The following is a 23460-nucleotide window of genomic DNA, read 5'->3' as shown; positions in this document are numbered from 1 at the left end:
TTTTCTTCGGCCCGTTGATTTTTGCCATCCTGACACCTCCGTTAGGTTGAGGTGTCTACACTACCGGGGGAACTTCCGGACCGTCTGCCACGCTTAGTTAGGTTTACTCTGAGCGAACCATCCTGAAGCATATTCAATATCCTCTGCGAAGGGACTGGTTGCTTCAGAAAACTCACCACGAATGGCATCAAAAATTGCCAAATAAAAGCTGTTATGTGGAACTGGATGACCAGCAAACGCCGAGAGAAGTTCTAGCGGGTTAAGTCCAACTCGCTCTGTTTTCTCTAAGACCAACAACTTGCTGGAATCAGATCTCCAAGCCAAGTCGCCAACATATCGGCCCTTAATTAGTTTAATACGTTTTTTTTCTTTAAAATCCGATGTGCTCACGAGAGATATTTCTTTGTGTTTGTGGTTAATGACACTGTCAGGGTTACCAACTGATAATGCAACCCAATGAAAATCTGGGCTAATGGCTATCTCAGAAAAAAACTCTTTATCTGCAAGTACTTTTTTGAAGTTGGGAGCTTCAGATGGATTCCGTTCTGTCCAAACTGTCCAAGGCAGACTAGTTCTGATAAAGTTGTCCCAAGGAATATCCTTCGATCCTTCATTATAGGTCTTAATTTTGGTTATATTTCCTGAATTAGCTGCAAAACCATAATCATGCACAAACTTGTGCTCACGAATCCTTATCAACAACTCGAAATCGGGATTGGCAAACAACTCATTCGAAAAAGCCACACTGAAGAGCACGGCCACGCAACATAGCATTCCCATTCTTTTCGTCATTTTTTCACCTAACGTCGTAGGGGCGCAGCGGCGAAGCGTCAGCGTAGGCCGCTGCCGCCCCCTGGTTGAATGTATGTCACTCAAAATCAAAAACTGCTTGAATTTGCTCGATATTTGACAAATGCAATTTTGGTTTTTTATACATAGAAACTCGTTCGACTGTGGCCGTTACTCTGACTTTCTCCTTGTAATATTTGACGTAGTGCTTTGTGTTCTTTCCGTTTGGTGGAAAAAGTTCAAGATTATAAACAGTCCCAGAGTCTATGTATTGAAATGTGAGGCTGTCTCCTCTTGTGCTTTTTAGGCTGGTGATTTCACCTTCAAGGATGACTTCTACCCCGTTTACAAAGTCTGGCAAGATCTCATTATCTTCTGTTAAATAGTCTTCAAAGTTTGAATCGTTAATTCGCGCACCAGCATGCTTGAAATCCTTGTCTGGACTTATTTCAATTTCACCGGCAGTTTCATTTACAATGGGGGAAATGAATCCTTTGAATCCGTTCCTTTTTATAAGGCCATATAGCTCCTTGGCTATTCTCTTTGGTAGCTCTGTATCTTCTGGGACTGGCTTAAACTTTTGCTCTCGTGCCTTCGTTATCAGATAAGCGATTGCGCCCGAAAGCAAAGCAAAGTCTACGGGTCGCTGCGAAAAATAAGAGTTCAACCCTTCTCTGATGTTATTGAGGTCGTTAAAGTACTCTGCGGCTTTACGCCAACTGTCATCTCCTACCAGCTTCAAGTATTGAATCAGGTATTCTGGTGAGTCGAAGGGAAGCTGACCAATTGCTCCATTGATATGGATAATTGTGTCTACTATATGCGAACCTTCTCGAGTGGCAGTTGCCGTGACAACAACCTCCCCATTAATGCGGCATATTTTGATAAGGTCAGCGACAAGTTTTTCGAATGAGACGAGAGATTTTCCTAGGTCGGAAAGGGGTATTTCTGAATCATTTTCTGTGTATGAGCCAGTGTACTTAATAAACAATTCAGTTTTCATGGGTTTTCCCTCTCATGTCATTCAACGGCTGAGGGTTCACCGGCACTCCGGGCCGGTGTAACCCGTTGGTGTACGCCCGGCATGGGCGTGAACTAATGGGGTGCAAGTCCCCTGTACGTAGAATTCAGCACTGTCGAGAGACAGCGTAACAAAGTACTAGCCGACGGCAAGGGCGTCTCCGCGAGGAGGGGTCTGAAGGAAGCCCGAGCGCAAAGCTATGAGCCGACGAACAGAAACAGCATACAAGGCCGTCATCCGGGCAAGTCAGCACAACATGACGAAGTCCCACGGATTCAGGAGAAACGGTAAATGCTGCGGTTGTGTAGCGACAGTTCACGTTCTTATCCGGGGAGATCTGTCTCACTTGCTATCGCTTCCGATGGCGCGGCATCTGGTAACAGCTGCCGTGATGGGGCAGAAGTCAGCAGAAGCCATAGTAGGCGATAGGACGTCGTTGCCAAGCGATGCAGCGACTGGAAACAAGCCGACATAGAGAGTCGGAAGACTTACCTCGCCGAAGGGCCGAACGATGAAGAGGAGAAAAGCCCCAATGAGCTTTCACGACACACAGAACCCGAATGGGGGAGTGCCGATGGAGCGCGTCATTGACCAGCCGACTCCGGAGAATCACCTACTGGAACGGATACTTGCCACAGAGAACATGGAACTGGCGTGGAAGCGGGTACGTGCCAACAAAGGCGCACCCGGAGTCGATGGAATCACCATCGACGACTTCCCCGACAAGTTCCGGCCGCTTTGGGGTGACATCCGTGCATCGCTTGCAACAGGTACATACCAACCAAAGCCGGTTCTTCGGGTGGAGATTCCGAAACCGACGGGCGGGACCCGTCCTCTCGGCATTCCCATCGTGCTCGACCGGCTGATCCAGCAGTCAATTGCCCAGGTGCTCACGCCGATCTTCGATCCGGGTTTCTCCGGATCGAGTTTCGGTTTCCGCCCCGGCCGCTCGGCGCATGATGCCGTGCGGCAGTTGCGGGAGTATCTGCAACAGGGCTACCGCATCGCCGTGGACATCGACCTTGCCAAGTTCTTCGACACGGTCAACCACGACCTCCTCATGACGATGGTGGGGAGGAAGGTCCGCGACAAGCGGGTATTAGCGCTGATCGGCAGATATCTTCGAGCCCGGGTAGAGGTTGACGGGCGGCTGGAAAAGACCCGCAAAGGGGTTCCCCAAGGCGGTCCTCTTTCCCCGCTTCTCGCCAACATCCTCCTCGACAACCTGGACAAAGAGCTTGAAAAACGTGGCCACAAGTTCGTCCGCTACGCCGATGACTTCGTCATCCTCGTCAAGAGCGAGCGGGCAGGCGAACGGGTCATGGGGAGCGTGAGGCACTATCTCACGCGCCAACTCAAGCTCACGGTCAACGAAGACAAGAGCAACGTCGCCAGAAGCGGCGACATCAGCTTTCTTGGCTTCGTCTTCAAAGGGACCAAAATCCTCTGGTCAGACACGGCGTACCGGGAATTCCGCCGCCGGGTCAGGAAGTACACCGGACGAAGCTGGTTCGTCTCCATGGAGTACCGGCTGAACAAGCTGTCCACCTACCTCCGGGGCTGGATGGGATACTTCGGCATTGCCGAAGCCTACCGCGACATCCCGGAAATAGACGGCTGGATCAGGCGCAGGGTGCGGTTGTGTTACTGGAAACAGTGGCGGTGGTGCCGCACCAAGATTCGGAACCTGCTCAAATTGGGTGTCCAGCTTGGCACCTCCATCCGGGCAGGGCTGAATCGCAACGGCCCGTGGGCCATGTCCCGCAGGCTGGCTGCCCAGCACGGTATGACCAATCAGTGGCTGAAAGATCAAGGTCTCGTATCTGTCAAAGAACTGTGGGTGAAGATCCATCACCCGGCTACGGCCCGGTGACTTCATCGAACCGCCCGGTGCGGACCCGCATGCCGGGTGGTGTGGGGGCTGGGGGGCTAAGACCCCCGGCTACCCGATTCACCGCAAGACACCGATACATTCACTGAATTCGTCGGAGGGAGCTAAGGCAGGGGTTTAAAGGCTGGAATAAACATTTCGCCGCGAAGCGGCGTGCCTGTCTGCTCCTACGCCTCAACGGCGTTGAGCAGCGGCTCGCCGCTTCGTAGCATGGCTTTTGTCTTTATTCAAGCCTTTTAATCTTCTTGTCTTGCTCCCTTCGACTTTTAGGATTCAGTGCATTTCATTCGGTTTTTTGGTTTGTTGTTATTGGTTTATCTTATTGTTTTTATTAGTCTTTTGCGGTGAACTCGTTATTGACCGGTTAGACCGGCGTATCTACATATAGATGCAAGCATCTACCGATATATGCTTGCATCTATATGTAGATGACATTTTTGTATCTAAATGTAGATGCTTTTGAGTTTTTGGCTACTTATCCAATGTATCTACATATATATGCTTTTCCAATGCCGTGCCCGCAATGTTGCCGTAGGTAACAAACCAGAGTTTCTTGTCTGGGTTCCATTTCCCTCCGGCTTCTTTGATCTTTTTACGGAGGTCGATTTCATAACCTTCAATTTTTACCGCAACAAGAGTATCTGCGGGATATTTCTCCGGTGGTGGGTTCCAGTCTATGCGCTCGACGATCAGTTCAACAGTTTTGATCCGTTGTCGAGTCGCGGCATCATATCTGAAGCGCACGCAGACAAGGTTGTCGCCGTATGTATCGGAGAGACGTTTGGTGCCACGTTGACCGGGTTTAAGAATGAGGCGGGTTTTCATTGTTCTCCCGGGGCAATAAATTTCGCCAACTATACGCAACATTTGATGAAATTTAAATTAAAAATCCTGAATGCGATCCATTATTACGAACAAGCGCTACACCGTGACGCACGCCCAGTCCCAGTTTTATCCCGATTCCCCGAACTTCTCCGCACTATCCGTTAATTCACTTTCCGTTGCAGATGTCCCCGAGGAGGCCGGAGAGGGCACAAAAAAGTGCTTGACACTAAATCGGTAATGAAGTACTAATTTACATAAATAGAACGTGAAACGTTGTTTTGAATAGTAAGTCTTGTACGTAAATATCCAATGGGGAGGAAAAGCAATGGCGAGAACAGACGAGATAATCGCAAAGACCGCACCGGGGCATCTGATCGATCACAACCTTATCGATCGCGAGGTGGAGAGCCTCTGTGACGGCATGGTCCGTTACGAGAAGCGCCCGGCCAAGCGCCGCGACGGTTCGGTGGTGGAGGGGCTCTACAACGCCTGGATCATCTTCAATAACCCCAAGCAGTACAACTCCTACACCACCGACATGGTCAAGGCCACCATTCTTGCCTTCCGCCGGGCCTCCGTCGACCGCGAGGTGAACGCCGTGGTCTTTACCGGCGTGGGCGACAAGGCATTCTGCACCGGCGGCAACACCAAGGAGTACGCGGAGTACTACGCCGGCAACCCTCAGGAGTACCGGCAGTACATGCGGCTGTTCAACGACATGGTCTCCGCCATCCTCGGCTGCGACCGGCCGGTCATCTGCCGGGTGAACGGGATGCGGATCGGCGGCGGCCAGGAAATCGGCATGGCCGCAGACTTCAGTATCGCCCAGGATCTGGCCAACTTCGGCCAGGCGGGCCCCAAGCACGGTTCGGCCGCCATCGGCGGGGCAACCGACTTCCTCCCGCTCATGATCGGCTGCGAGCAGGCCATGGTCTCCGGCACCCTCTGCGAGCCCTTCTCGGCCCACAAGGCGGCACGGCTCGGCATCATCGCTGATGTGGTTCCGGCCCTCAAGGTCGGCGGTAAATTCGTCGCCAACCCCACCGTTATCACCGACCGGTTCCTGGACGAGTATGGCAGGATAGTCCAGGGTGAGTTCAAGACCGGCGCTGACTTCAAGGCGGGACAGGCCCAGATCAAGGAAGGGGAGATCGACCTCAGCCTCCTCGATGAGAAGGTGGAGGAACTGTGCGCCAAGCTCCTGGACACCTTCCCCGAGTGCATGACCAAGAGCCTGGAGGAGCTGCGCAAGCCGAAGCTTCAGGCGTGGAACCTGAACAAGGAAAACTCCCGCGCGTGGCTGGCGCTCAACATGATGAACGAGGCCCGCACCGGCTTCCGCGCCTTCAACGAGGGGACCAAGGAGACCGGCCGCGAAATCGACTTCGTCAAGCTTCGCCAAGGTCTGGCCAAGGGAACTCCCTGGACCGAGGAACTGATCGAAAGCCTCATGCCGACAGGTCAGAAGTAAGGAAGCAAGCGCGTCCGGCGCCCCGATCCTGAAGGGGCACCGGACGCGGAAGCGCGGAAATCGTTTCGAGAAAAACGTCTAATCAAATATTGTTTGACAGAAAATAAGTATTGTAGTACTAAATTACCAAAGAGCAACAATGTTGCATCGGTCCCGATAGGCGGAGCCCGTATTAAGGTTACTTACGAAGGGGTAATAATATGAGGTATGCAGAGACCGGATATGTTCTGGAAGTCGATCTGACCAAGGGAAGCATTGAGAGGGTGGCCACGGATCCGAAAGACACCGAGCTTTATCTCGGTGGACTGGGAACCAATGCCAAGATTCTGTGGGACAGGGTTCCCCCCGAAGTCGAGCCATTCTCGCCGGAGAATCTCCTGATTTTCGCCGCAGGCCTGTTGTGCGGGACGCCGGCAACGGGATGCAACCGCACCATCGTCTCCACCGTTTCTCCCCAGACCAAGTTGATGGCCTTCTCGATGATGGGGGGGTTCTGGGCGCCGGAGCTGAAGTATGCCGGGTATGACAAGATCATCTTCCGCGGCAAGTCGCCGGAGCTGGTCTACCTCTATATCAACAACGACAAGGTTGAGATCCGTGACGCCTCCCACCTGAAGGGGAAGGGGGCCATTGAGACGGCGGAGATCATCAAGAAGGAGTTGAATGAGCCGCGGGCCCAGGTGGCGGCCATTGGCAAGGCCGGGGAAAACCGGGTCTTCTATGCCTCCATCGAGCAGGGGCGGTCCAGCGCCAGCCGTGGCGGCATCGGCGCCGTCATGGGGGACAAGGGGCTCAAGGCCGTCGTCGTGCGCGGGACCAAGGACCTCTGTGTGGCCAAGCCGGAGGAGTACATCGGCCTCTGTAACGAGGTGCTCGACTACATCAAACATCGGGAAGAGAATCCGATTCCGGACGTCATGCCGATCCTGGCCGGCCTGGGTTCGCCCCAGGAGATGAAGGTGCACGACGAAAAGTGGCACACCGAGAACTTCAACTGGGGGAACGCCCGGACCCGCCGCAAGGACTTCTGGACCGACGAGGTGTCGCACGCCTGGGAAGAAACCATGGAGAAGGCCCGGACGCGCCTCATCAGCTGCTACAACTGTCCCATGAAGTGCGGCGCCACCATCTCCATGGAAGGGCTCCCCACCTACATGATGAAATGCTTCACCAAGCTCACCTATACCATGGCTGCCTTTTCGAACCTGGATTTCGGGCTGCGGATCGCCCAGAAGGCTACGGAATACGGGCTCGACGGGTTCTCCGCCCCCCAGGTCATGGCCTTTGCCTTTGAGCTCCTGGAAAAGGGGATTCTCAAGGAGTCCGACTTCCCGGGGCTGCCCGAGAGCAACGAAGAGAGATTCTTCTACCTCCTCGACAAGATCGTCAACCGGGACGGAATCGGAGACGTGCTGGCCAACGGCACCTACTGGGCGGCGCAGGAGATCGGCAACGGCGCCGAGGAGTACGCCCACAACAACATCAAGAAGCACGAGCAGCTGCCGCTCAAGCTCTCCATGCTGAACCCCATCTACTATCTCATGTACTGCACCGGCGAGAAGATCAACATCACCCAGATCGAGGGGCAGTTCCCCCAGGCGCCGTATCCGAAGCTTGAGCAGCGGGAAGCCTTTGTCAAGGATTGGATCCAGGTGCCTGACGAGAAGTTCAAGAAGATCTTCCTGGAGTGGGAGCCCCGCGGCGAGAAGTCGATGCCCCACTTCCCCACCGTGGACATGTGCTGCGACATCGTCGACTGGCAGGAGATGATGCACTACATCGACGACGCCCTCGGGCAATGCGCCGGCCTCTCCTCGTTCCCCCTGAAGCCGCCGTATCACATCCACAACTATCCCAAGTTCATCGCGGCCGGCGCCGGCATCGAGATGGACACGGAGAAGCTCAAGAAGGCGGCGAAGCGCTACCGCACCCTGGTCCGGGCCTTCAACATCAGAAGGGGGATGAGAAGGGTCGACGAGCAGCCCCCCGCGAACCACTGGAAAAACAGGTTCCCCGAGCTTGAGAAGGAGCTTCTGGATTCCTACTACAAGCTCAAGGGATGGAACGATGACGGCATCCCGACGAAGGAAACCCTGGACGATCTGGGCCTGGGCTACGTGGGCGAGGAATTCATCAAGCGCGGGATTCTGTCGGCCAGCTGAAAAGGCTTCCGCGGCAACAGAGATACTTGAGAGTGGAGGGCGAGAACTTGAACAGCGAGACGAAGAAGAGAATAGTCAAGACCATAAATATCGATGCCGACAAATGCAATGGTTGCCGGGCCTGCGAAGTGATCTGCTCCGCCTTCCACGCCATGCCGAGGTACAGCAGCAACAATCCGGCCCGCTCCCGGGTCAGGGTGGTGCGCGACCCCCTGAGAGACATCTATGTGCCGCTCTATGCCGGGGAGTACACCGAGTCGGAATGCATCGGCAGGGACAAGTTCACCATTGACGGCAAGGAGTACGACGAGTGCGGGTTCTGCCGGGCATCCTGCCCGTCCCGAGACCTGTTCCGGGAGCCCGATTCGGGCCTGCCCCTCAAGTGCGACCTCTGCGACGGCGAGCCCGAGCCCCTCTGTGTCAAGTGGTGCCTCGTGGGCGCCCTGAGCGTCACGGAGCGGGAGGTGGAAGAGCCCGATGAGAGCACGAAGCTGAGCGAGATGGAAATCGGCCTGGAATCGCTCATCAGCAGGTTTGGCGCGGACAAGGTAGCCGATACGGTTGAGCAGCTCACCAAAAAACGCTAACTCGACAGAACAGGATGGGTGCCATCGTGGAAACCGTTACTCCATACAAAGAGATCATCGATGTCATAAAAGAGAAGGGGGGCGACTCGCTCAAGTACTGCTACCAGTGCGGTCTGTGCGATTCGGTCTGCCCCTGGAACCGGGTACGGCAGTTCAGCATGCGCAAGATCGTCCGTCAGGGGACGTTCGGCCTGACCGAGATCGAGCAGGAAGACATCTGGCGCTGCAGCACCTGCGGCACCTGCCCCAGCCGCTGCCCCAGGGGGGTGAACCAGATCGAGGCGGGAGTCGCCATGCGTCGGATCGGCGCCGAGTACGACGTCTATCCCGGCCACGTGGGGACGATCCGCAACGTGGTGGCGAGCCTCACCTCCGAGGGGAACTCCCTGGGGGGCGACCGGACCCAGCGGGGCGATTGGGCCAAGGACCTGCCGGTCAAGCCCTATGCCGAGGGGATGGAGCTTCTCTATTTTACCGGCTGTTACCTGAGCTACGACCCGAGAATGAGAAAAGTGGCCGCTGCAACCGCCGCGATTCTCAACAAGGCCGGCGTTGATTTCGGCATCCTCGGATCAAAGGAGAGCTGCTGCGGGGAGAGCATCCGCAAGACCGGCAACGAGGAGCTGTTCAAGCGGCTGGCCAAGGAGAACATCAAGCAGTTCATCGACAACGGCGTCACGAAAATTCTTGTTTCCTCTCCCCACTGCTACCACACCTTCGTGAACGAGTATCCCGAGTTCAAGGTGAACTTCGAGGTGGTCTTCATCTCCCAGTACATCGGCCAGCTCATCGCCGAGGGGCGGCTCCGGATCACCGGCGAGTTCGCCAAGAAGGTCACCTATCACGATCCCTGCTACCTGGGGCGCCATAACGGCATCTACGACGAGCCCCGGCAAGTGCTGCAGCAGGTCCCCGGCCTCGAACTGCTGGAGATGGCGGATAACCGGGAAACCAGCCTCTGTTGCGGTGGCGGCGGCGGCCGAATCTGGATGGAAACGCCCAAGGAAGAGCGGTTCGCCGATCTGCGGATCAGGCAGGCGGTCGACGTGGGGGCGACGGTGCTGGCAACCTCCTGCCCTTACTGCATCACGAACTTCACGGACAGCAGCCTGGATCTGGCCGAGCACGAGAAGGTCGAGGTGAAGGACCTGGCGGAAATCATCCTGGAAGTGATCTAGGAACAACGGAAGCAGAGCATTGAACAGCATTCCAGTCGAAGGGCGAACTCTATGAATACCTCAGACAGAAATATTGGTGACGTACTTATTGTCGGCGGCGGGATCAGCGGTATTCAGGCCGCTCTCGACCTCGCCAATTCGGGATTCCGGGTCTTTCTGGTCGACAAATCTCCCGCCCTTGGCGGCAAGATGTCCCAGTTGGACAAGACCTTCCCCACCAACGACTGTTCCATGTGCATCGAGTCCCCCAAGTTCATCGAATGCGCCCGGAACCCCAACATCGAGATCATCACCTACACGGAAGTGGAGCGGGTGGATGGCGAGGCCGGCGACTTCCGGGTGACTCTGACCAAGAAGCCCCGTTACATCTCCGAGGAGAAATGTACTGGCTGCAACATCTGCGTGGACTACTGCCCGGTCAAGATCCCTGATCCGTTCAACCAGAACCTGTCCGAGAACAAGGCGGTCCACATCTACTTCTCCCAGGCGGTGCCGCTGGTCACCTACGTGGACCCGGAGACCTGCCTCTACCTCAAAGAGGGGAAATGCCAGATCTGCGTCGGCGCCTGCAAGACCAAGGCGATCGATCTCCACCAGAAGCCCGAGACCATGGTGGTGGAGGTGGGGGCGATCATCCTCTCCCCCGGCTACGAGACCTTCAACCCGAAGCTTCGCGGGGATTTCGGCTACGGCAAAATGCAGAACGTGGTCACCAGCCTCGACTTCGAGCGGATTCTCTGCGCCACCGGTCCCTACGAGGGTGAGATCCTGCGCCCCTCGGACAAGAAGCACCCCCACAAGATCGCCTGGATCCAGTGCGTCGGCTCGCGGCAGGTGAACGAAGGGGGGAACAACTACTGTTCGGCGGTCTGCTGCGCCTACAGCCAGAAGCAGGTGATCCTGGCCAAGGACCACGACGCCGACCTGCAGGCCACCATCTTCCACAACGATATCCGGGCCTACGGCAAGGACTTCGAGCGCTTCCACCAGCGGGCGGAAAAGCTTTCCGACGTGCGCTTCATCCGGAGCTACGTGACCGTGGGGAGAGAGATTGAGAGCACCAAGAACGTCACCATCCGGTACTCGACCCTTGACGACGGCGTGAAGGAAGAAGAATTCGACATGGTGGTCCTGTCGGTGGGTCTCAATCCGCCGAAGGATGTGGAGGCGCTGGCCCAGAAGATCGGCATCGAGCTCACCAGCCAGCGGTTCTGCAAGAACAACCCGTACAACCCCATCGAGACCTCCCGCAAGGGGATCTTCGTCAGCGGCGCCTTCCAGGGCCCCCTGGACATCCCCGAGTCGGTCGTGACCGCCAGCGGCGCCGGCGCCCTCTGCGGCCAGCTCCTCTCCTACCGGCGCGGCCGGCTGGAGCGGGAGCGGGTCTACCCGCCGGAGAAAGATGTCTCGCAGGAGGAGTTGAAGATCGGGGTCGTTGTCTGCTACTGCGGCGCCAACATCGGCCGGGTCGTCAACATCCCCGAAGTGATCGAATACGCGGCCACGCTCCCCAACGTCGCCTGGGCCGGCGAGAACCTCTTTGCCTGCTCCACGGAGAACGCCAAACAGATATCGGACGCCATCGTGGAAAAGGGGCTCAACCGGGTCGTCCTGGCGGCCTGCACGCCGCGGACCCACGAGCCGCTCTTCCGGGATACCTGCCGGGAAGCGGGGCTCAACCAGTACTTCTTCGAGTTTGCCAACATCCGCGAGCACTGCTCCTGGGTCCACTCCCGCGAGAAGGAGAGCGCCACCCAGAAGGCAAAAGAGATCGTCAGGATGTCCGTTGCCCGGGCCGCCCACCTGGAGCCGCTGCAGGAATTCCAGCTGCCGGTGGACCACACGGGGCTCGTGGTCGGCGGAGGGGTGGCCGGCATGACCGCCGCCCTCAACATGGCCGAACAGGGATTCGAGGTCTACCTGATCGAAAAAGACGACGACCTGGGAGGGATGGCACGGCGCCTCCACTACACCCTGGAGGGGATGGATGTCCAGTCCTTCCTCGCGGACCTGGTCAAGAAGGTCTACCGCCACCCGCGGGTGCATGTCTGGACCGATGCGAACATCACCGATGTCTCCGGTTACGTGGGGAACTTCGTTACCACGGTGGCCTCCCAAGGGCGCAACCGGGAAGTGAAGCACGGCGTGGCCGTCATCGCCACCGGCGCCCAGGAATACAAGCCGACCGAATACCTCTACGGCCAGAGCGACCGGGTCCTGACCCAACTGGAACTGGAAGGGGAGATCGTCAACCAGAGCGAGAAGGTGACGGGCGCCCAGAGCGTGGTGATGATCCAATGTGTCGGCTGCCGGCAGGCTGACCGCAACTACTGCAGCCGCGTCTGCTGCAGCCAGGCCATCAAGAACGCCCACAAGCTCAAGGAGATCAATCCGGAGATGGAGATCCAGATCATCTTCCGGGACATGCGGACCTACGGCCTCAAGGAGACCTACTACCGCGAGGCGTCGGAGAAGAACGTGAAGTTCATCCGCTACGAGGCGGATACCAAGCCGGTGGTGGAGGCCGCCGGGGATGGCTTCAAGGTAACGGTCCCCGATCCGGTCCTGGGGCAGATGATGGAGCTCGAAGCCGACCTGGTGGTGCTCGCCGCCGCGGTCATCCCGGCCGAATCGAGCCAGGACGCCGGGAAGTTCTTCAAGGTCTCCAACAACCCCGACGGCTTCTTCCAGGAGGCCCACGTGAAGCTCAGGCCGGTGGATTTTGCGGCGGACGGCGTCTTTCTCTGCGGCACGGCCCACTATCCGAAGCACCTGTCGGAAACCATCAGCCAGGCCTATGGCGCAGCGGGACGCGCCGTGGGGATCCTCTCGCGGGAGACGGTCACCGCCTCCGGGGCCGTATGCGATGTGACCGAGAGCGACTGCGTATCCTGCGGGGCATGCATCACCGCCTGTAAGTACGGAGCCATCTCCTTTGTCGACACGCCCCAGGGGAAAAAGGCCAGGGTCGAACCGATCCTCTGCAAGGGTGACGGTCTCTGCAACGCGAAATGCCCGACCGGGGCAATTTATCTGAAGCACTACACCGATGACGAGATATTTGCCCAGATCGACGCGGCCTTTCCTGAGCACTAAGGAAGGCACTACACAGAGGGCAGCGGCTGTTGCCCGGGAAGGAGAGTACAGATGAGTACCGATCATAAACCCAGCGTAGTCGGTTTTCTGTGCACATGGTGAGCGTACGGCGCTGCCGACCTGGCTGGAGTTTCCAGACTGCAATATACAACTGAAACAAAGATTATCCGCGTAATGTGTACCGGCAGAGTGGACCTGGCATTCGTGCTCAGGGCATTCTCCAAGGGGGCGGACGGCGTGTTCATCGGCGGCTGCTGGCCCGGCGAATGCCACTATGTCACCGAGGGCAACTACGATGTGCTGAAGAACGTGCACATCGCCAAGAAGATCCTGGAACGGATCGGCATCAATCCCGACCGGCTGCGGCTCGAATGGATCGCCGCCTCGGAGGGGATGCGGTACGCCGAGGTGATGAACGACTTCGGCAAGAAGCTGAAGGAACTGGGGCCGTTGGGCAAAGGGGAGGGGATAGAGCCGGGCGCCCTCAAGCTCAGGCTGGAAGCGGCCAACAAGCTGGTCCCCTACGTGAAGCTGGTGGAACGGGAACGGCTGCGGCAGCGCTTCAAGACGGAGCAGGAGTACGCTGATTTCTTCGCCAGTGATGAGCTGAAAAAGCTCTTTGACGAACTGGTGGCGAACAAGCTGGCGGTGAGCCAGATCACGCTCCTCCTCCAGGACAAGCCCCTGAACACGGGAGAGATCGTAACAACCCTCGGCCTGAACGCATCTGAAGTATCACGGCATTTGAAGAGCGCGACCATGCACGGGCTGGTCAGGTTCGACGAAGAGCTGAAGCGGTACGCACTGGCCTGAGAAACAGGGGTTTCTGATTACGGAAGAAAAGGAAGGCGACCATGGATATCTCAAAAATAGACCAAATCATTGACAAGCATGACGGTGAAGCCAGTTCGCTCATCCAGATCCTGCTGGATATCCAGAGCGAGCACAATTGGTTGCCCAAGGAGGCGCTGAAAAGGGTCAGTGAGAAACTGCAGGTGCCCATGAGCCGCATCCAGCACATTGCCACGTTTTACAAGGCCTTCAGCCTCGTTCCGAAGGGGCGTCATCAGGTTCACGTCTGCATGGGGACCGCCTGCCACGTCCGGGGCGCCCAGCGGGTCCTCGACACGGTGCAGGAGGTGACCGGCGTCAAGTCCGGCGAAACGGACTCAGACCTGAAGTTCAGCGTCGAAACCGTTAACTGCCTCGGTTGCTGCGCCTTGGGGCCGGTAATGGAAGTGGACGGCAAGCACCACGGCAACATTGCCCCGTCCCAGATTGCATCCGTGCTGAATAACTGCGAGTAAGGGTGATTTATGACAAGGTTGAACTCCCCTGAAAAATTGGAATGCGCCAGGAAGGATATCGTCTCCCGCATTGACCCGACCAAGCCGTGCATCTCGGTTTGCGCCGGCGCCGGCTGCCTCGCCTCCGGGGCAGCCGAGGTCATCGCGGCCTTCAAGACGGAGCTTGATTTCCATGGCCTGACGACTGAAGTGAACACCAAGGGAACCGGCTGTCCCGGCTTCTGCGAGCGTGGGCCCATCGTGATGATCTACCCCGAGGGGATCTGCTATCTCAAGGTGAAGCCCGAGGACGTCCCCGAGATCGTCTCCCACACCATCAAGGAGAAAAAGGTGGTGGACCGCCTCCTCTACGAGGACCCGGCCACGGGGACGAGGGCGCTGCGGGAGTCGGACATCCCCTTCTACAAGAACCAGCAGCGCAACATCCTCAGCGAGAACATCCGGCTCGATTCCAAGAGCATGGACGACTATCTCGCCATTGGCGGCTACTCGGCCCTCTCCAAGGTCCTCTTCCAGATGACCCCCGAAGAGGTGATGGGGGAAATCAAGAAGTCGAACCTGCGGGGGAGGGGAGGGGGCGGTTTCCCGGCCTGGCGCAAGTGGGAGGAATCCCGCAACGCCCCGGACCCGATCAAGTACGTGATCGTCAACGCCGACGAGGGTGACCCCGGCGCCTTCATGGACCGGGCGCTCATCGAGGGGAATCCCCACTCGATCCTCGAAGGCCTGATCATCGGCGCCTATGCGGTCGGCGCCCATGAGGGGTTCATCTACGTCCGCCAGGAATATCCCCTGGCCGTCGAGAACATCAACCTCGCCATCCGGCAGGCCAGTGAGCGCGGGTTTGTCGGCAAGGATATCCTCGGGTCGGGTTTTGATTTCACCGTCAAGGTCCACATGGGTGCCGGCGCCTTTGTCTGCGGCGAATCCTCGGCGCTCATGACGGCCCTGGAGGGGCGTGCCGGCGAACCGCGGCCCAAGTACATCCATACCGCCGTCAAGGGGGTCTGGGACCACCCGAGCGTCCTGAACAACGTGGAAACCTGGGCCAACGTGCCGCAGATCATCAACAAGGGGGCCGACTGGTTCACTTCCTTCGGCACCGCTGGGAGCACCGGGACCAAGATATTCTCCCTTGTTGGCAAAATCACCAACACCGGTCTCGTGGAAGTGCCGATGGGCGTTACCCTGAGGGACATCATCACGAAAGTGGGGGGCGGCATCCCCGGCGGCAAGAAGTTCAAGGCCGTGCAGACCGGCGGCCCCTCCGGCGGCTGCATCCCCGAGGCGCAATTGGACCTGCCGGTGGATTTCGATGAGCTGACCAAGGCGGGGTCCATGATGGGGTCCGGCGGCATGATCGTTATGGATGAAGACACCTGCATGGTGGACATCGCCCGGTACTTCATCGACTTCCTCAAGGACGAATCCTGCGGCAAGTGCACCCCGTGCCGCGAGGGGATCCGCCAGATGCTGGCGGTCCTCACCAGGATCACCGCCGGCAAGGGAAAAGAAGGGGACATCGAGCTTCTGGAGGAACTGGCGGAGTCCATGGGGGCGGCCCTCTGCGCCCTGGGCAAGAGTGCCCCCAACCCGGTCCTCAGCACCATCCGCTACTTCAGGGACGAGTATGAGGCCCACATCAGGGACAAGAAATGCCCGGCCCTCTCATGCAAGGAGATGATCGCCTTCCACATCGATCCGGCCAAGTGCAAGGCCTGCGGCAGCTGTTTCAGGCAGTGTCCCGCCGAGGCGATCCACGGCGGCAAGAAGCTGATTCATATCATCGACCAGGAAAAGTGCACGAAGTGCGGAACCTGCCTCGACGTCTGCCCGTCACGTTTCGGTGCGGTGCGGAAGATTTCCGGCGAACCGGTTCCGGCCCCTGTCCCTGAAGATAAACGAGCCATTGCCTGAGAGAGAAAACCATGAGCGAAATCAACTTGCAGATTGACGGGAAAGAGGTTGTCGCCACCGAAGGGATGACCATTCTGGATGCGGCGAAGTCAGTCGGGATTTCCATCCCCACGCTGTGCCACCACGAGAAGCTTGAGCCCTACGGCGGGTGCCGCATATGCACGGTGGAAGTGGAAGTCCGCGGGTGGCCGAAGCTGGTCGCCGGGTGCATCTATCCGGTGGAGAAGGGGCTGGTGGTACGGACCAGGACCGAGAAGGTGGACAAGATCCGCAAGGTGCTGCTGGAGGAGATGCTGGCGCACGCGCCTGACTCCGAGGAGCTGAAGGCGCTGGCCCAGGAGTACGGGGCGGACAGGGATCGCTTTGAGAAACATCCCTCCTTCTGTATCCACTGTGGCCTCTGCGTCAGGTACTGTGCCGAGATAAAAAAGAAGAATGCCGTAGGATTTGTTGACAGGGGGTCAAACCGTGAGATAAGCTTCATTCCGGAAATAGCCGCCAAGGAATGCTGGGACTGCAAGGAGTGTTTCCCTCTCTGTCCCACTTCGGCGCTGCAGGCGGCATACGTGTTGGCCGGGGCGCTGATGACACCTCCCGAGGAGGCACATTCAGGCGGCTGCGGGTGCTCATGTTCATGCGGCTCCGCGCCGGAAAAACAGGCCGGATAGAATCTTACCTCAAGGAGGAATCACGTGAACCCATTGGCTGTTGAATTGAATGATCTGCTTGCCCAGCACAATCCCCACGTCCTGGAGATGCTGTCCGATCTCGGCAAGAACCTTTTCTTTCCGAAAGGGATCCTTACCCAGTCGGCTGAGGCAAAGGAGAAGGCTCACAAATTCAATGCAACTATCGGCATTGCCACGGAAAACGGCGGTCCGATGTATCTGCAGTGCATCCAGGACAAGCTGTCCGCCTTTGATCCAAAGGACATCTATCCCTATGCTCCCCCCGCGGGCAAGCCGGAGTTGCGCTCCCTGTGGCGGGAGAAGATGCTGCGGGAAAACCCCAGCCAGCAGGGTAAGCACTTCAGCAACCCCATCGTCACCAACGCCCTGACCCACGGCCTCTCCATCGTGGGCGACATGTTCCTCGACAAGGGAGATCACCTGCTCCTCCCGGACATGCTCTGGGGGAACTACAACCTGACCTTCGGCACCTGCTGTGGGGCCGTCATCAGGAAATATCCGACCTTCACCGTAAACGGCGGCTATGACGTCGATGCGTTCAAGGCGGAGCTGAAGAACAGCGCCGAGGAAAAGGGGAAGGCGGTTGTGCTGCTCAACTTCCCCAACAACCCGAGCGGCTACACCCCGACCGTTGCCGAGGGTGATGCGCTGGTGGCAGCCATCAAAGAGGTGGCGGAGGGAGGCTGTAACATCGTTGCCATCACCGACGATGCCTATTTCGGCCTCTTCTACGAAGACAGCCTGAAAGAGTCCCTGTTCGGCAAGCTCGCCAACCTTCACCCCCGCATCCTGGCGGTCAAGCTGGATGGCGCCACCAAGGAGGAGTTCGTCTGGGGCTTCCGTACCGGCTTCATCACCTTTGCCGATGGCAACGGCTATGAGAACGCGCCGGTCATGACCGCCCTTGAGAAAAAGGCCATGGGGATCATCCGCGCCCGCATCTCCAACTGCCCGCACCCTTCCCAGACGTTCGCCATCGAGGCGCTCCGTTCGCCGAAGTTCCTGCAGCAGAAGGAAGAGAAATTCCAGGTGCTCAGGGGGCGCGCCCTCAAGACGAAGGAAGTCCTGAACAGCGGCAAGTTCGACAAGGCCTGGGACTACTACCCCTTCAACTCCGGCTATTTCATGTGCCTGAAGCTCAAGACCGTGGATGCCGAAAAGCTGCGCGTCCATCTGCTTGACAAGTACGGCGTCGGCGCCATATCCATCGGCAAGACCGACCTGCGCATCGCCTTCTCCTGCATCGACGAGAAGGATATCCCCGAACTCTTTGCCACTATTCACCAGGCGGTGCAGGATCTTTCGTAGTCACTCCACGTAGCGGACACTGTTAACAAGCAAAGGCGGTTGGGTTTTCCCATCCGCCTTTTTTTCATTTTTGAGTATCTAGTCCCCCCCACAGAGAGGAGGGGGACGTGCCGCTCCCCTCATCCGGCCTTCGGCCACCTTCTCCCCAAGGGAGAAGGATTTAGCGAAATATCTGTGTTAGTCAGATATTTTTCGCATTAAAGTGCTTGCCAATAATCATGTATTGTGGTACTTAAATACCATAATAGTTATCGGTGACAGTTTCGCTGAAATCATGGAAAATTCCTATCCGGATACGCATATGAAAGAACAGATTATCATCCGCAACGCCAGGCCGTCTGATTTCGACGCCGTACTTGCCCTGGATGAAACGGGTCATATCGAAGGAAAACAGGCCACTTGGCGCAGGATCTTCGAGCACTACGTGAACTGCGGAGACGACGACTGTCATTTCCTTGTGTCCGAAATCAATGGAAAGGTCGTCGGTTTCATTGTTGGTGAAGTCCGTGCCTGGGAATTCGGTTCCCCCCCTTGCGGATGGGTCTTCGCGCTTTCGGTTTCGCCACGGAACCGGAAGATGGGGATCGGGCAGCGGATGTTTGAGGAGATCTGCACCTGCCTGAAACATTCCGGGGCTGCAACCGTGCGGACAATGGTGGAACGCGAAGACAAGCTGACCTTGTCCTTCTTCCGCAACCAGGGGTTGTCTTCCGGCAGGTATGTAGAGCTTGAGAAGTCATGAGCGAAGCAGGGGGAATCGGCCATGAAGAGCATTTACCACTACGACAAAGGCAAACTGGCGGCAACTGAGAAGGAGTTCGTGGGTGAGTTTCCGCTCCTCCTGAATGTCAACGGCCGGGAGATCGCCACCCTCATCGCCTCGCCCCATGATCTCCGTTTTCTCGTCGCCGGATTCCTGCGGTTGCAGGGGTTTGTGGAGAAGGTTGAGGACTTCCAGCTTCTCTCGGTCTGCAATGATTTCGGCATTGCGCGGGTTCAGATCAAGGGTGATCTGCCGGAGAAACTGAAGCCGGTCCTCACGTCGGGATGCGGCACCGGGATTACCTTCACGATTCCGCAGGCCACGAAGGGACGGTCCGGCACCTCTGCGGCTAGGCACTTTTCGCCCATGGCAGTATTCGCCATGATGGAGGAACTGGCCAGAAAGGCGGAGGGGTACCGCAGCCACGGCGGGATGCACTCGGCGGCAGTGGGGGACGGTTCCATCGTCCTCTACGCGGAGGATCTCGGTCGGCACAACACCCTGGACAGGATAGCCGGAGAGGCGCTGCTGAGGGGGGTAGACCTGGCCGGCACGATGCTGGTCACGTCGGGGCGGGTCTCCACGGAGATGGTGGCGAAATGCGTTCTTCTCGGCATTGAGCTCATTGCCTCCCGAACCTCTCCGACGGATATGGCGGTCAGGATGGCGGATGAAGCGGGTATCACCATGATCGGCTACGTGCGGGGCGGAAGGTTCGAGCTCTATACCCATCCCGAGCGACTGCGGGTTGACTCAATGGAGGAGGGCCGTGCGTGTGCCACCGGAATATAGTCACTGGTTCGGCCAGGACGGAATCTGTCCGGGATTTATTTCAAGCACGGTCAAAATTCTCTTGACTTAAAATTGGTATTCCGGTACTTGTTTACTTAAAGGTGACAGTGTTTTATTTGCCGCATGTGGGAATAGGGGCAAGTCATATACAAACTGCCTGGGAAAGGCCCGAAAGGAGACAAAAATGAGTGTTACTACAGAACTGACGGATTACATGGGGTTCCAGGGACTTCTGACGGACGAGGAGAAACTCGTTCGCGAGACTGCCCGCAAGTTCGTCAATGATGAGGTGCTGCCGATCATCGAGGAGCACGCCCTGAACGAGACCTTTCCCAGCCACCTGATCCCCAAGATGGGCGAACTCGGTTTTTACGGTCCGAACCTCCCCGAGAAGTACGGCTGCGCCGGCCTCTCCAACGTGGCCTACGGCCTGCTGATGTATGAACTGGAGCGCGGCGACTCGGGCCTTCGCAGCTTTGCCTCGGTCCAGGGCTCCCTGGTCATGTATCCCATCTACGCCTATGGCAGCGAGGCCCAGAAGGAGTACTGGCTCCCCAAGCTTGCCGCCGGTGAGAAGATCGGCTGCTTCGGACTGACCGAGCCGGATTTCGGCTCCAATCCGGCCGGGATGCGCACCAACGCCGTGCGCGAAGCAAACGGCAAGTGGCGGATCAACGGCTCCAAGATGTGGATCACCAACGGCAGCGTTGCCGACGTGGCCGTGGTCTGGGCCAGGACCGACGACGGCATCAGGGGCTTCCTGGTGGAGAAGGGTACCCCGGGCTTCTCCGCTCCCAAGATGCACGGCAAGTGGAGCCTGCGGGCCTCCGTCACCTCCGAGCTCGTCTTCGAAGACGTCATCGTTGACGAGGAGAAAAGCCTCCTTCCTAACGTAAAAGGTCTCAAGGGACCCCTGGGATGCCTCACCCAGGCCCGCTACGGTATTGCCTGGGGTGCCCTGGGCGCGGCCGACGCCTGTTATCAGGCTGCTCTTGAATACGCCCTCAGCCGGATCCAGTTCGACAAGCCCATCGCTTCCTACCAGTTGCAGCAGCGCAAGCTGGCGGAAATGGTCACCGAGATCACCAAGGGACAGCTCCTCGTCATGCAGCTGGGTCGCCTCAAGGACCAGGGGAACTACTCGCCGGCCCAGGTCTCCATGGCCAAGATGAACAACGTCCATGTGGCCATCAATATCTGCCGCACCGCCCGGACCATCATGGGGGCCAACGGCATCATGAGCGAGTACCCGATCATGCGCCATGCCAACAACCTGGAGGCGGTCTACACCTACGAGGGTACCCACGACATGCACCTCCTGATCATCGGCGAGAAAGTCACCGGCATCTCGGCCTTCCGGTAAGGAGCGAACAAATATGAGTGACGTCTATGTAATCGAATCCCTGCGTACCCCCCTTGGCTCTTTCGGGGGGGAGTTGTCCGACGTGGAGGCTCCCCGTTTGGCCGCCGCGGTCATCCGGGAGCTTGTTGGCCGCTCCGGCCTGCCTGCCGATGCAGTGGGCGAAGTCATTGTCGGCCAGGTCCTGAGCGGAGGGGCAGGGCAGGCGCCCGCCCGTCAGGCTATGCGTTATGCCGAACTTCCCGACACTATCCCTGCCATGACCATCAACAAGGTCTGCGGCAGCGGCCTCAAAGCCCTCATGCTCGGTGCCGATTCTATTCAGCTCGGCAATGCCGACGTGGTCATCGCCGGCGGCATGGAGAATATGTCCCTGGCCCCGTATCTCCTTGGCAAGGGGCGTTACGGCTACCGCATGGGAAACGGCGAGTTGATCGACCTGCTGGTGAACGACGGCCTTCTCGACCCTTACAGTGGTAACCATATGGGAGTGATCGCCGAGGCCACCACCGAAAAGCACGGCATCTCCCGCGTCGACCAGGATGCCTTTGCATTCCGCTCCTACCAGAAGGCGCAGGCGGCGGTAAAGGAAGGGATCTTCCGGGATGAGATCGTGCCGGTGGTTAAAAAGGGGCGCAAGGGAGAGGTGACCGTCAGTGATGACGAAGAACCGTTCAAGGTGGACTTCACCAAGATTGCCGGCCTGCGGGGCGCTTTCAAGAAAGACGGCACCGTTACCGCCGGCAACGCCTCCTCCATTAACGATGGGGCAGCCCTGACGCTTCTGGCCAGCGGTGAGGCGGTGAAAAAGTACGGCCTCAAGCCCAAGGCACGCCTGATCGCCTATGCCTCCAACAGCCAGCACCCGGATCAGTTCACCGAGGCGCCGGTGGGGGCCATCGAAAAGGCCCTTGTTAAAGCTGGGCTCAAAACAAGTGATATCGATCTCTTCGAGATCAACGAGGCCTTTGCCGCCGTGACCATGCTTGCCATCAGGCAACTGGGGCTCGACCCGGAAAAGGTCAACGTCAACGGCGGGGCCGTGGCCATCGGCCATCCCCTGGGGGCAAGCGGCGGACGCCTGGCCGCAACCATCGTCCGCGAGCTTCATCGCCGCCAGGCCCGCTACGGGCTCGCAACGCTCTGTATCGGAGGCGGTGAAGCAGTGGCGGCCATCTTTGAGAGGGTATGAAACGCCACTTTTCCGCAATATTTGAGGAAGTCTACGGATTGCTTGTGCGACGTAGCGCTGCTACGCCTCCGCGCAATCCCTCGACAGCCTTGATCTTGCGATAAATTGTCGTTTTCGAAATTTCACACGCAACCCTGGAGGGATGTGATGATCAATAAAGCCGGAGTACTCGGCGCTGGGCAGATGGGGAGCGGCATCGCCCATGTCCTGGCCCAGCAGGGAATAGAGGTGGTGCTGTTCGATATCGCCGAGGCCCAGCTTGGCAAGGCTGTGGCCGGCATCGAAAAAAACCTGGAGCGTCAGGCCAAGAAGGGGCAGCTGGAAAGCGCCGCTATCCCGGCCATCATGGGGCGCATCCGCACCACCCAAGCCATGGAAGACCTGGCCGACTGCGACATGGCCATCGAGGCGGTGACCGAGAAGGAAGCCCTGAAGCTGGAGATCTTTAGAAAGCTGGATGGAATCGTGAAGGCAGGGGCGATACTCGCCTCCAACACCTCGTCGATACCCATCACCCGCATTGCGGCGGTGACCGGCCGGCCCGACAAGGTCATCGGCATGCACTTCATGAACCCCGTGCCGGTCATGCAGCTCGTGGAGGTGATCCGGGGGCTCGCCACCAGCGACGAGACCTTTGCCGCCACCACGGCTCTCGTGGCAAGGCTCGGCAAGGAGACGGCGGTCTCCGCCGACTATCCCGGCTTCATCGTGAACCGCATCCTCATCCCCATGATCAATGAGGCGGCCTTTGCCCTCTTTGAGGGGATCGCCACGGTGGAGGACATCGACAAGGGGATGAAGCTCGGCACCAATCAGCCCATGGGGCCCCTGACCCTGGCCGACTTCATCGGCCTCGATACCTGCCTCGCCATCATGAACGTGCTCCACGAGGGATTCAAGGACAGCAAGTACCGCCCCTGTCCGCTCTTGGTCAAGATGGTGGAGGCCGGGTATCTGGGCCGTAAGACGGGTCGGGGATTCTACACGTATTGACTTGCGAGCGACTGCGTACAGGCGGTTTGTCGGCACGTAAGTCAGGACAGAAGGACCCCCCTCAATCCCCCCTACCTTGTAGGGGGGAAGCGAGCAAAGCGAGCAGGGGGGTGAAAAGG

General features: G+C 58.1%; 19 protein-coding genes. 16 read left to right on the top strand and 3 right to left on the bottom strand.

Translation table 11 applies throughout. From position 1 onward, the window contains the following. Window positions 1-93: 93 nt before the first annotated feature. Both KI811_RS17595 and KI811_RS17590 read right to left on the bottom strand, forming a co-directional pair. Window positions 94-792, bottom strand: coding sequence for a hypothetical protein (locus KI811_RS17595; protein ID WP_214187778.1), 699 nt, complete (start codon window positions 790-792; stop codon window positions 94-96). 76 nt (window positions 793-868) lie between these two features. After that, window positions 869-1792, bottom strand: a complete 924-nt coding sequence (locus KI811_RS17590) for a hypothetical protein (protein WP_214187777.1) — start codon at window positions 1790-1792, stop codon at window positions 869-871. A gap of 550 nt (window positions 1793-2342) precedes the next feature. Between KI811_RS17590 and ltrA the strand changes: the two genes are divergently transcribed. Then, the gene (gene ltrA, locus KI811_RS17585) at window positions 2343-3683 is read left to right on the top strand and encodes a group II intron reverse transcriptase/maturase (protein ID WP_214187776.1); all 1341 of its coding nucleotides are present in this window, start codon (window positions 2343-2345) and stop codon (window positions 3681-3683) included. A gap of 489 nt (window positions 3684-4172) precedes the next feature. Here the strand turns inward: ltrA and KI811_RS17580 are convergent, their stop codons facing one another. Then, entirely contained in the window at window positions 4173-4526 is a 354-nt protein-coding gene (locus tag KI811_RS17580) for a hypothetical protein (RefSeq protein WP_214187775.1), read from the bottom strand. Window positions 4527-4851: 325 nt separating this feature from the next. Here KI811_RS17580 and oah point away from each other — a divergent pair, with 325 nt between their 5' ends. The 15 genes from oah to KI811_RS17505 all read left to right on the top strand — a co-directional run bounded on the left by oah (window position 4852) and on the right by KI811_RS17505 (window position 23341). Then, the gene (oah, locus tag KI811_RS17575; RefSeq protein WP_214187774.1) at window positions 4852-5997 is read left to right on the top strand and encodes a 6-oxocyclohex-1-ene-1-carbonyl-CoA hydratase; all 1146 of its coding nucleotides are present in this window, start codon (window positions 4852-4854) and stop codon (window positions 5995-5997) included. A 200-nt stretch (window positions 5998-6197) separates the two neighbouring features. Further along, a complete protein-coding gene (locus tag KI811_RS17570; protein ID WP_214187773.1) occupies window positions 6198-8159 on the top strand; it encodes an aldehyde ferredoxin oxidoreductase N-terminal domain-containing protein in 1962 nt (653 codons plus the stop codon). Window positions 8160-8206: 47 nt separating this feature from the next. Next, window positions 8207-8746 (top strand): 4Fe-4S dicluster domain-containing protein, encoded by a 540-nt coding sequence (locus KI811_RS17565; RefSeq protein WP_214187772.1) that lies wholly within the window; start codon window positions 8207-8209, stop codon window positions 8744-8746. Window positions 8747-8772: 26 nt separating this feature from the next. Beyond that, entirely contained in the window at window positions 8773-9924 is a 1152-nt protein-coding gene (locus KI811_RS17560) for a (Fe-S)-binding protein (protein WP_425513824.1), read from the top strand. Window positions 9925-9975: 51 nt separating this feature from the next. Beyond that, complete coding sequence (locus KI811_RS17555) at window positions 9976-13020, top strand: FAD-dependent oxidoreductase (protein WP_214187770.1); 3045 nt, start codon at window positions 9976-9978, stop codon at window positions 13018-13020. A gap of 51 nt (window positions 13021-13071) precedes the next feature. Next, on the top strand, window positions 13072-13833 hold the full coding sequence (locus tag KI811_RS17550) for a hydrogenase iron-sulfur subunit (protein ID WP_214187769.1): 762 nt from the start codon (window positions 13072-13074) through the stop codon (window positions 13831-13833). Between the two features lie 41 nt (window positions 13834-13874). Beyond that, the gene (locus tag KI811_RS17545; protein WP_214187768.1) at window positions 13875-14327 is read left to right on the top strand and encodes a complex I 24 kDa subunit family protein; all 453 of its coding nucleotides are present in this window, start codon (window positions 13875-13877) and stop codon (window positions 14325-14327) included. Between the two features lie 9 nt (window positions 14328-14336). After that, on the top strand, window positions 14337-16244 hold the full coding sequence (locus KI811_RS17540; protein WP_214187767.1) for an NADH-ubiquinone oxidoreductase-F iron-sulfur binding region domain-containing protein: 1908 nt from the start codon (window positions 14337-14339) through the stop codon (window positions 16242-16244). A gap of 11 nt (window positions 16245-16255) precedes the next feature. Further along, window positions 16256-16912, top strand: coding sequence for a 2Fe-2S iron-sulfur cluster-binding protein (locus tag KI811_RS17535; RefSeq protein WP_214187766.1), 657 nt, complete (start codon window positions 16256-16258; stop codon window positions 16910-16912). Between the two features lie 24 nt (window positions 16913-16936). Further along, window positions 16937-18241 carry an aminotransferase class I/II-fold pyridoxal phosphate-dependent enzyme gene (locus tag KI811_RS17530; protein WP_214187765.1) on the top strand — a complete coding sequence of 435 codons (1305 nt, stop codon included), beginning with the start codon at window positions 16937-16939 and terminating at the stop codon, window positions 18239-18241. 301 nt (window positions 18242-18542) lie between these two features. Next, window positions 18543-18983: a GNAT family N-acetyltransferase gene (locus KI811_RS17525; protein ID WP_214187764.1), complete on the top strand. Its 441-nt coding sequence runs from the start codon at window positions 18543-18545 to the stop codon at window positions 18981-18983. A 21-nt stretch (window positions 18984-19004) separates the two neighbouring features. Continuing rightward, window positions 19005-19796: a formate dehydrogenase accessory sulfurtransferase FdhD gene (gene fdhD / locus KI811_RS17520; protein ID WP_214187763.1), complete on the top strand. Its 792-nt coding sequence runs from the start codon at window positions 19005-19007 to the stop codon at window positions 19794-19796. Window positions 19797-19980: 184 nt separating this feature from the next. Continuing rightward, window positions 19981-21159 (top strand): acyl-CoA dehydrogenase family protein, encoded by a 1179-nt coding sequence (locus KI811_RS17515; protein WP_214187762.1) that lies wholly within the window; start codon window positions 19981-19983, stop codon window positions 21157-21159. A 13-nt stretch (window positions 21160-21172) separates the two neighbouring features. Then, window positions 21173-22348: a thiolase family protein gene (locus tag KI811_RS17510; protein ID WP_214187761.1), complete on the top strand. Its 1176-nt coding sequence runs from the start codon at window positions 21173-21175 to the stop codon at window positions 22346-22348. Between the two features lie 147 nt (window positions 22349-22495). Continuing rightward, window positions 22496-23341, top strand: a complete 846-nt coding sequence (locus KI811_RS17505) for a 3-hydroxybutyryl-CoA dehydrogenase (RefSeq protein WP_214187760.1) — start codon at window positions 22496-22498, stop codon at window positions 23339-23341. Window positions 23342-23460 lie beyond the last annotated feature (119 nt).

The sequence above is a fragment of the Geobacter hydrogenophilus genome (assembly GCF_018501225.1).
In the GTDB taxonomy this organism is placed as follows: domain Bacteria; phylum Desulfobacterota; class Desulfuromonadia; order Geobacterales; family Geobacteraceae; genus Geobacter; species Geobacter hydrogenophilus.
This window is presented reverse-complemented; position numbering and strand designations above follow the sequence as displayed.

What these genes read in the sequence shown, in the direction of transcription:
- KI811_RS17595 (WP_214187778.1), bottom strand. Translation starts at nt 792, where the DNA reads ATGACGAAAAGAATGGGAATGCTATGTTGCGTGGCCGTGCTCTTCAGT.
- KI811_RS17590 (WP_214187777.1), bottom strand. Translation starts at nt 1,792, where the DNA reads ATGAAAACTGAATTGTTTATTAAGTACACTGGCTCATACACAGAAAAT.
- ltrA (WP_214187776.1), top strand. Translation starts at nt 2,343, where the DNA reads ATGAGCTTTCACGACACACAGAACCCGAATGGGGGAGTGCCGATGGAG.
- KI811_RS17580 (WP_214187775.1), bottom strand. Translation starts at nt 4,526, where the DNA reads ATGAAAACCCGCCTCATTCTTAAACCCGGTCAACGTGGCACCAAACGT.
- oah (WP_214187774.1), top strand. Translation starts at nt 4,852, where the DNA reads ATGGCGAGAACAGACGAGATAATCGCAAAGACCGCACCGGGGCATCTG.
- KI811_RS17570 (WP_214187773.1), top strand. Translation starts at nt 6,198, where the DNA reads ATGAGGTATGCAGAGACCGGATATGTTCTGGAAGTCGATCTGACCAAG.
- KI811_RS17555 (WP_214187770.1), top strand. Translation starts at nt 9,976, where the DNA reads ATGAATACCTCAGACAGAAATATTGGTGACGTACTTATTGTCGGCGGC.
- KI811_RS17545 (WP_214187768.1), top strand. Translation starts at nt 13,875, where the DNA reads ATGGATATCTCAAAAATAGACCAAATCATTGACAAGCATGACGGTGAA.
- KI811_RS17540 (WP_214187767.1), top strand. Translation starts at nt 14,337, where the DNA reads ATGACAAGGTTGAACTCCCCTGAAAAATTGGAATGCGCCAGGAAGGAT.
- KI811_RS17535 (WP_214187766.1), top strand. Translation starts at nt 16,256, where the DNA reads ATGAGCGAAATCAACTTGCAGATTGACGGGAAAGAGGTTGTCGCCACC.
- KI811_RS17525 (WP_214187764.1), top strand. Translation starts at nt 18,543, where the DNA reads ATGAAAGAACAGATTATCATCCGCAACGCCAGGCCGTCTGATTTCGAC.
- fdhD (WP_214187763.1), top strand. Translation starts at nt 19,005, where the DNA reads ATGAAGAGCATTTACCACTACGACAAAGGCAAACTGGCGGCAACTGAG.
- KI811_RS17515 (WP_214187762.1), top strand. Translation starts at nt 19,981, where the DNA reads ATGAGTGTTACTACAGAACTGACGGATTACATGGGGTTCCAGGGACTT.
- KI811_RS17510 (WP_214187761.1), top strand. Translation starts at nt 21,173, where the DNA reads ATGAGTGACGTCTATGTAATCGAATCCCTGCGTACCCCCCTTGGCTCT.
- KI811_RS17505 (WP_214187760.1), top strand. Translation starts at nt 22,496, where the DNA reads ATGATCAATAAAGCCGGAGTACTCGGCGCTGGGCAGATGGGGAGCGGC.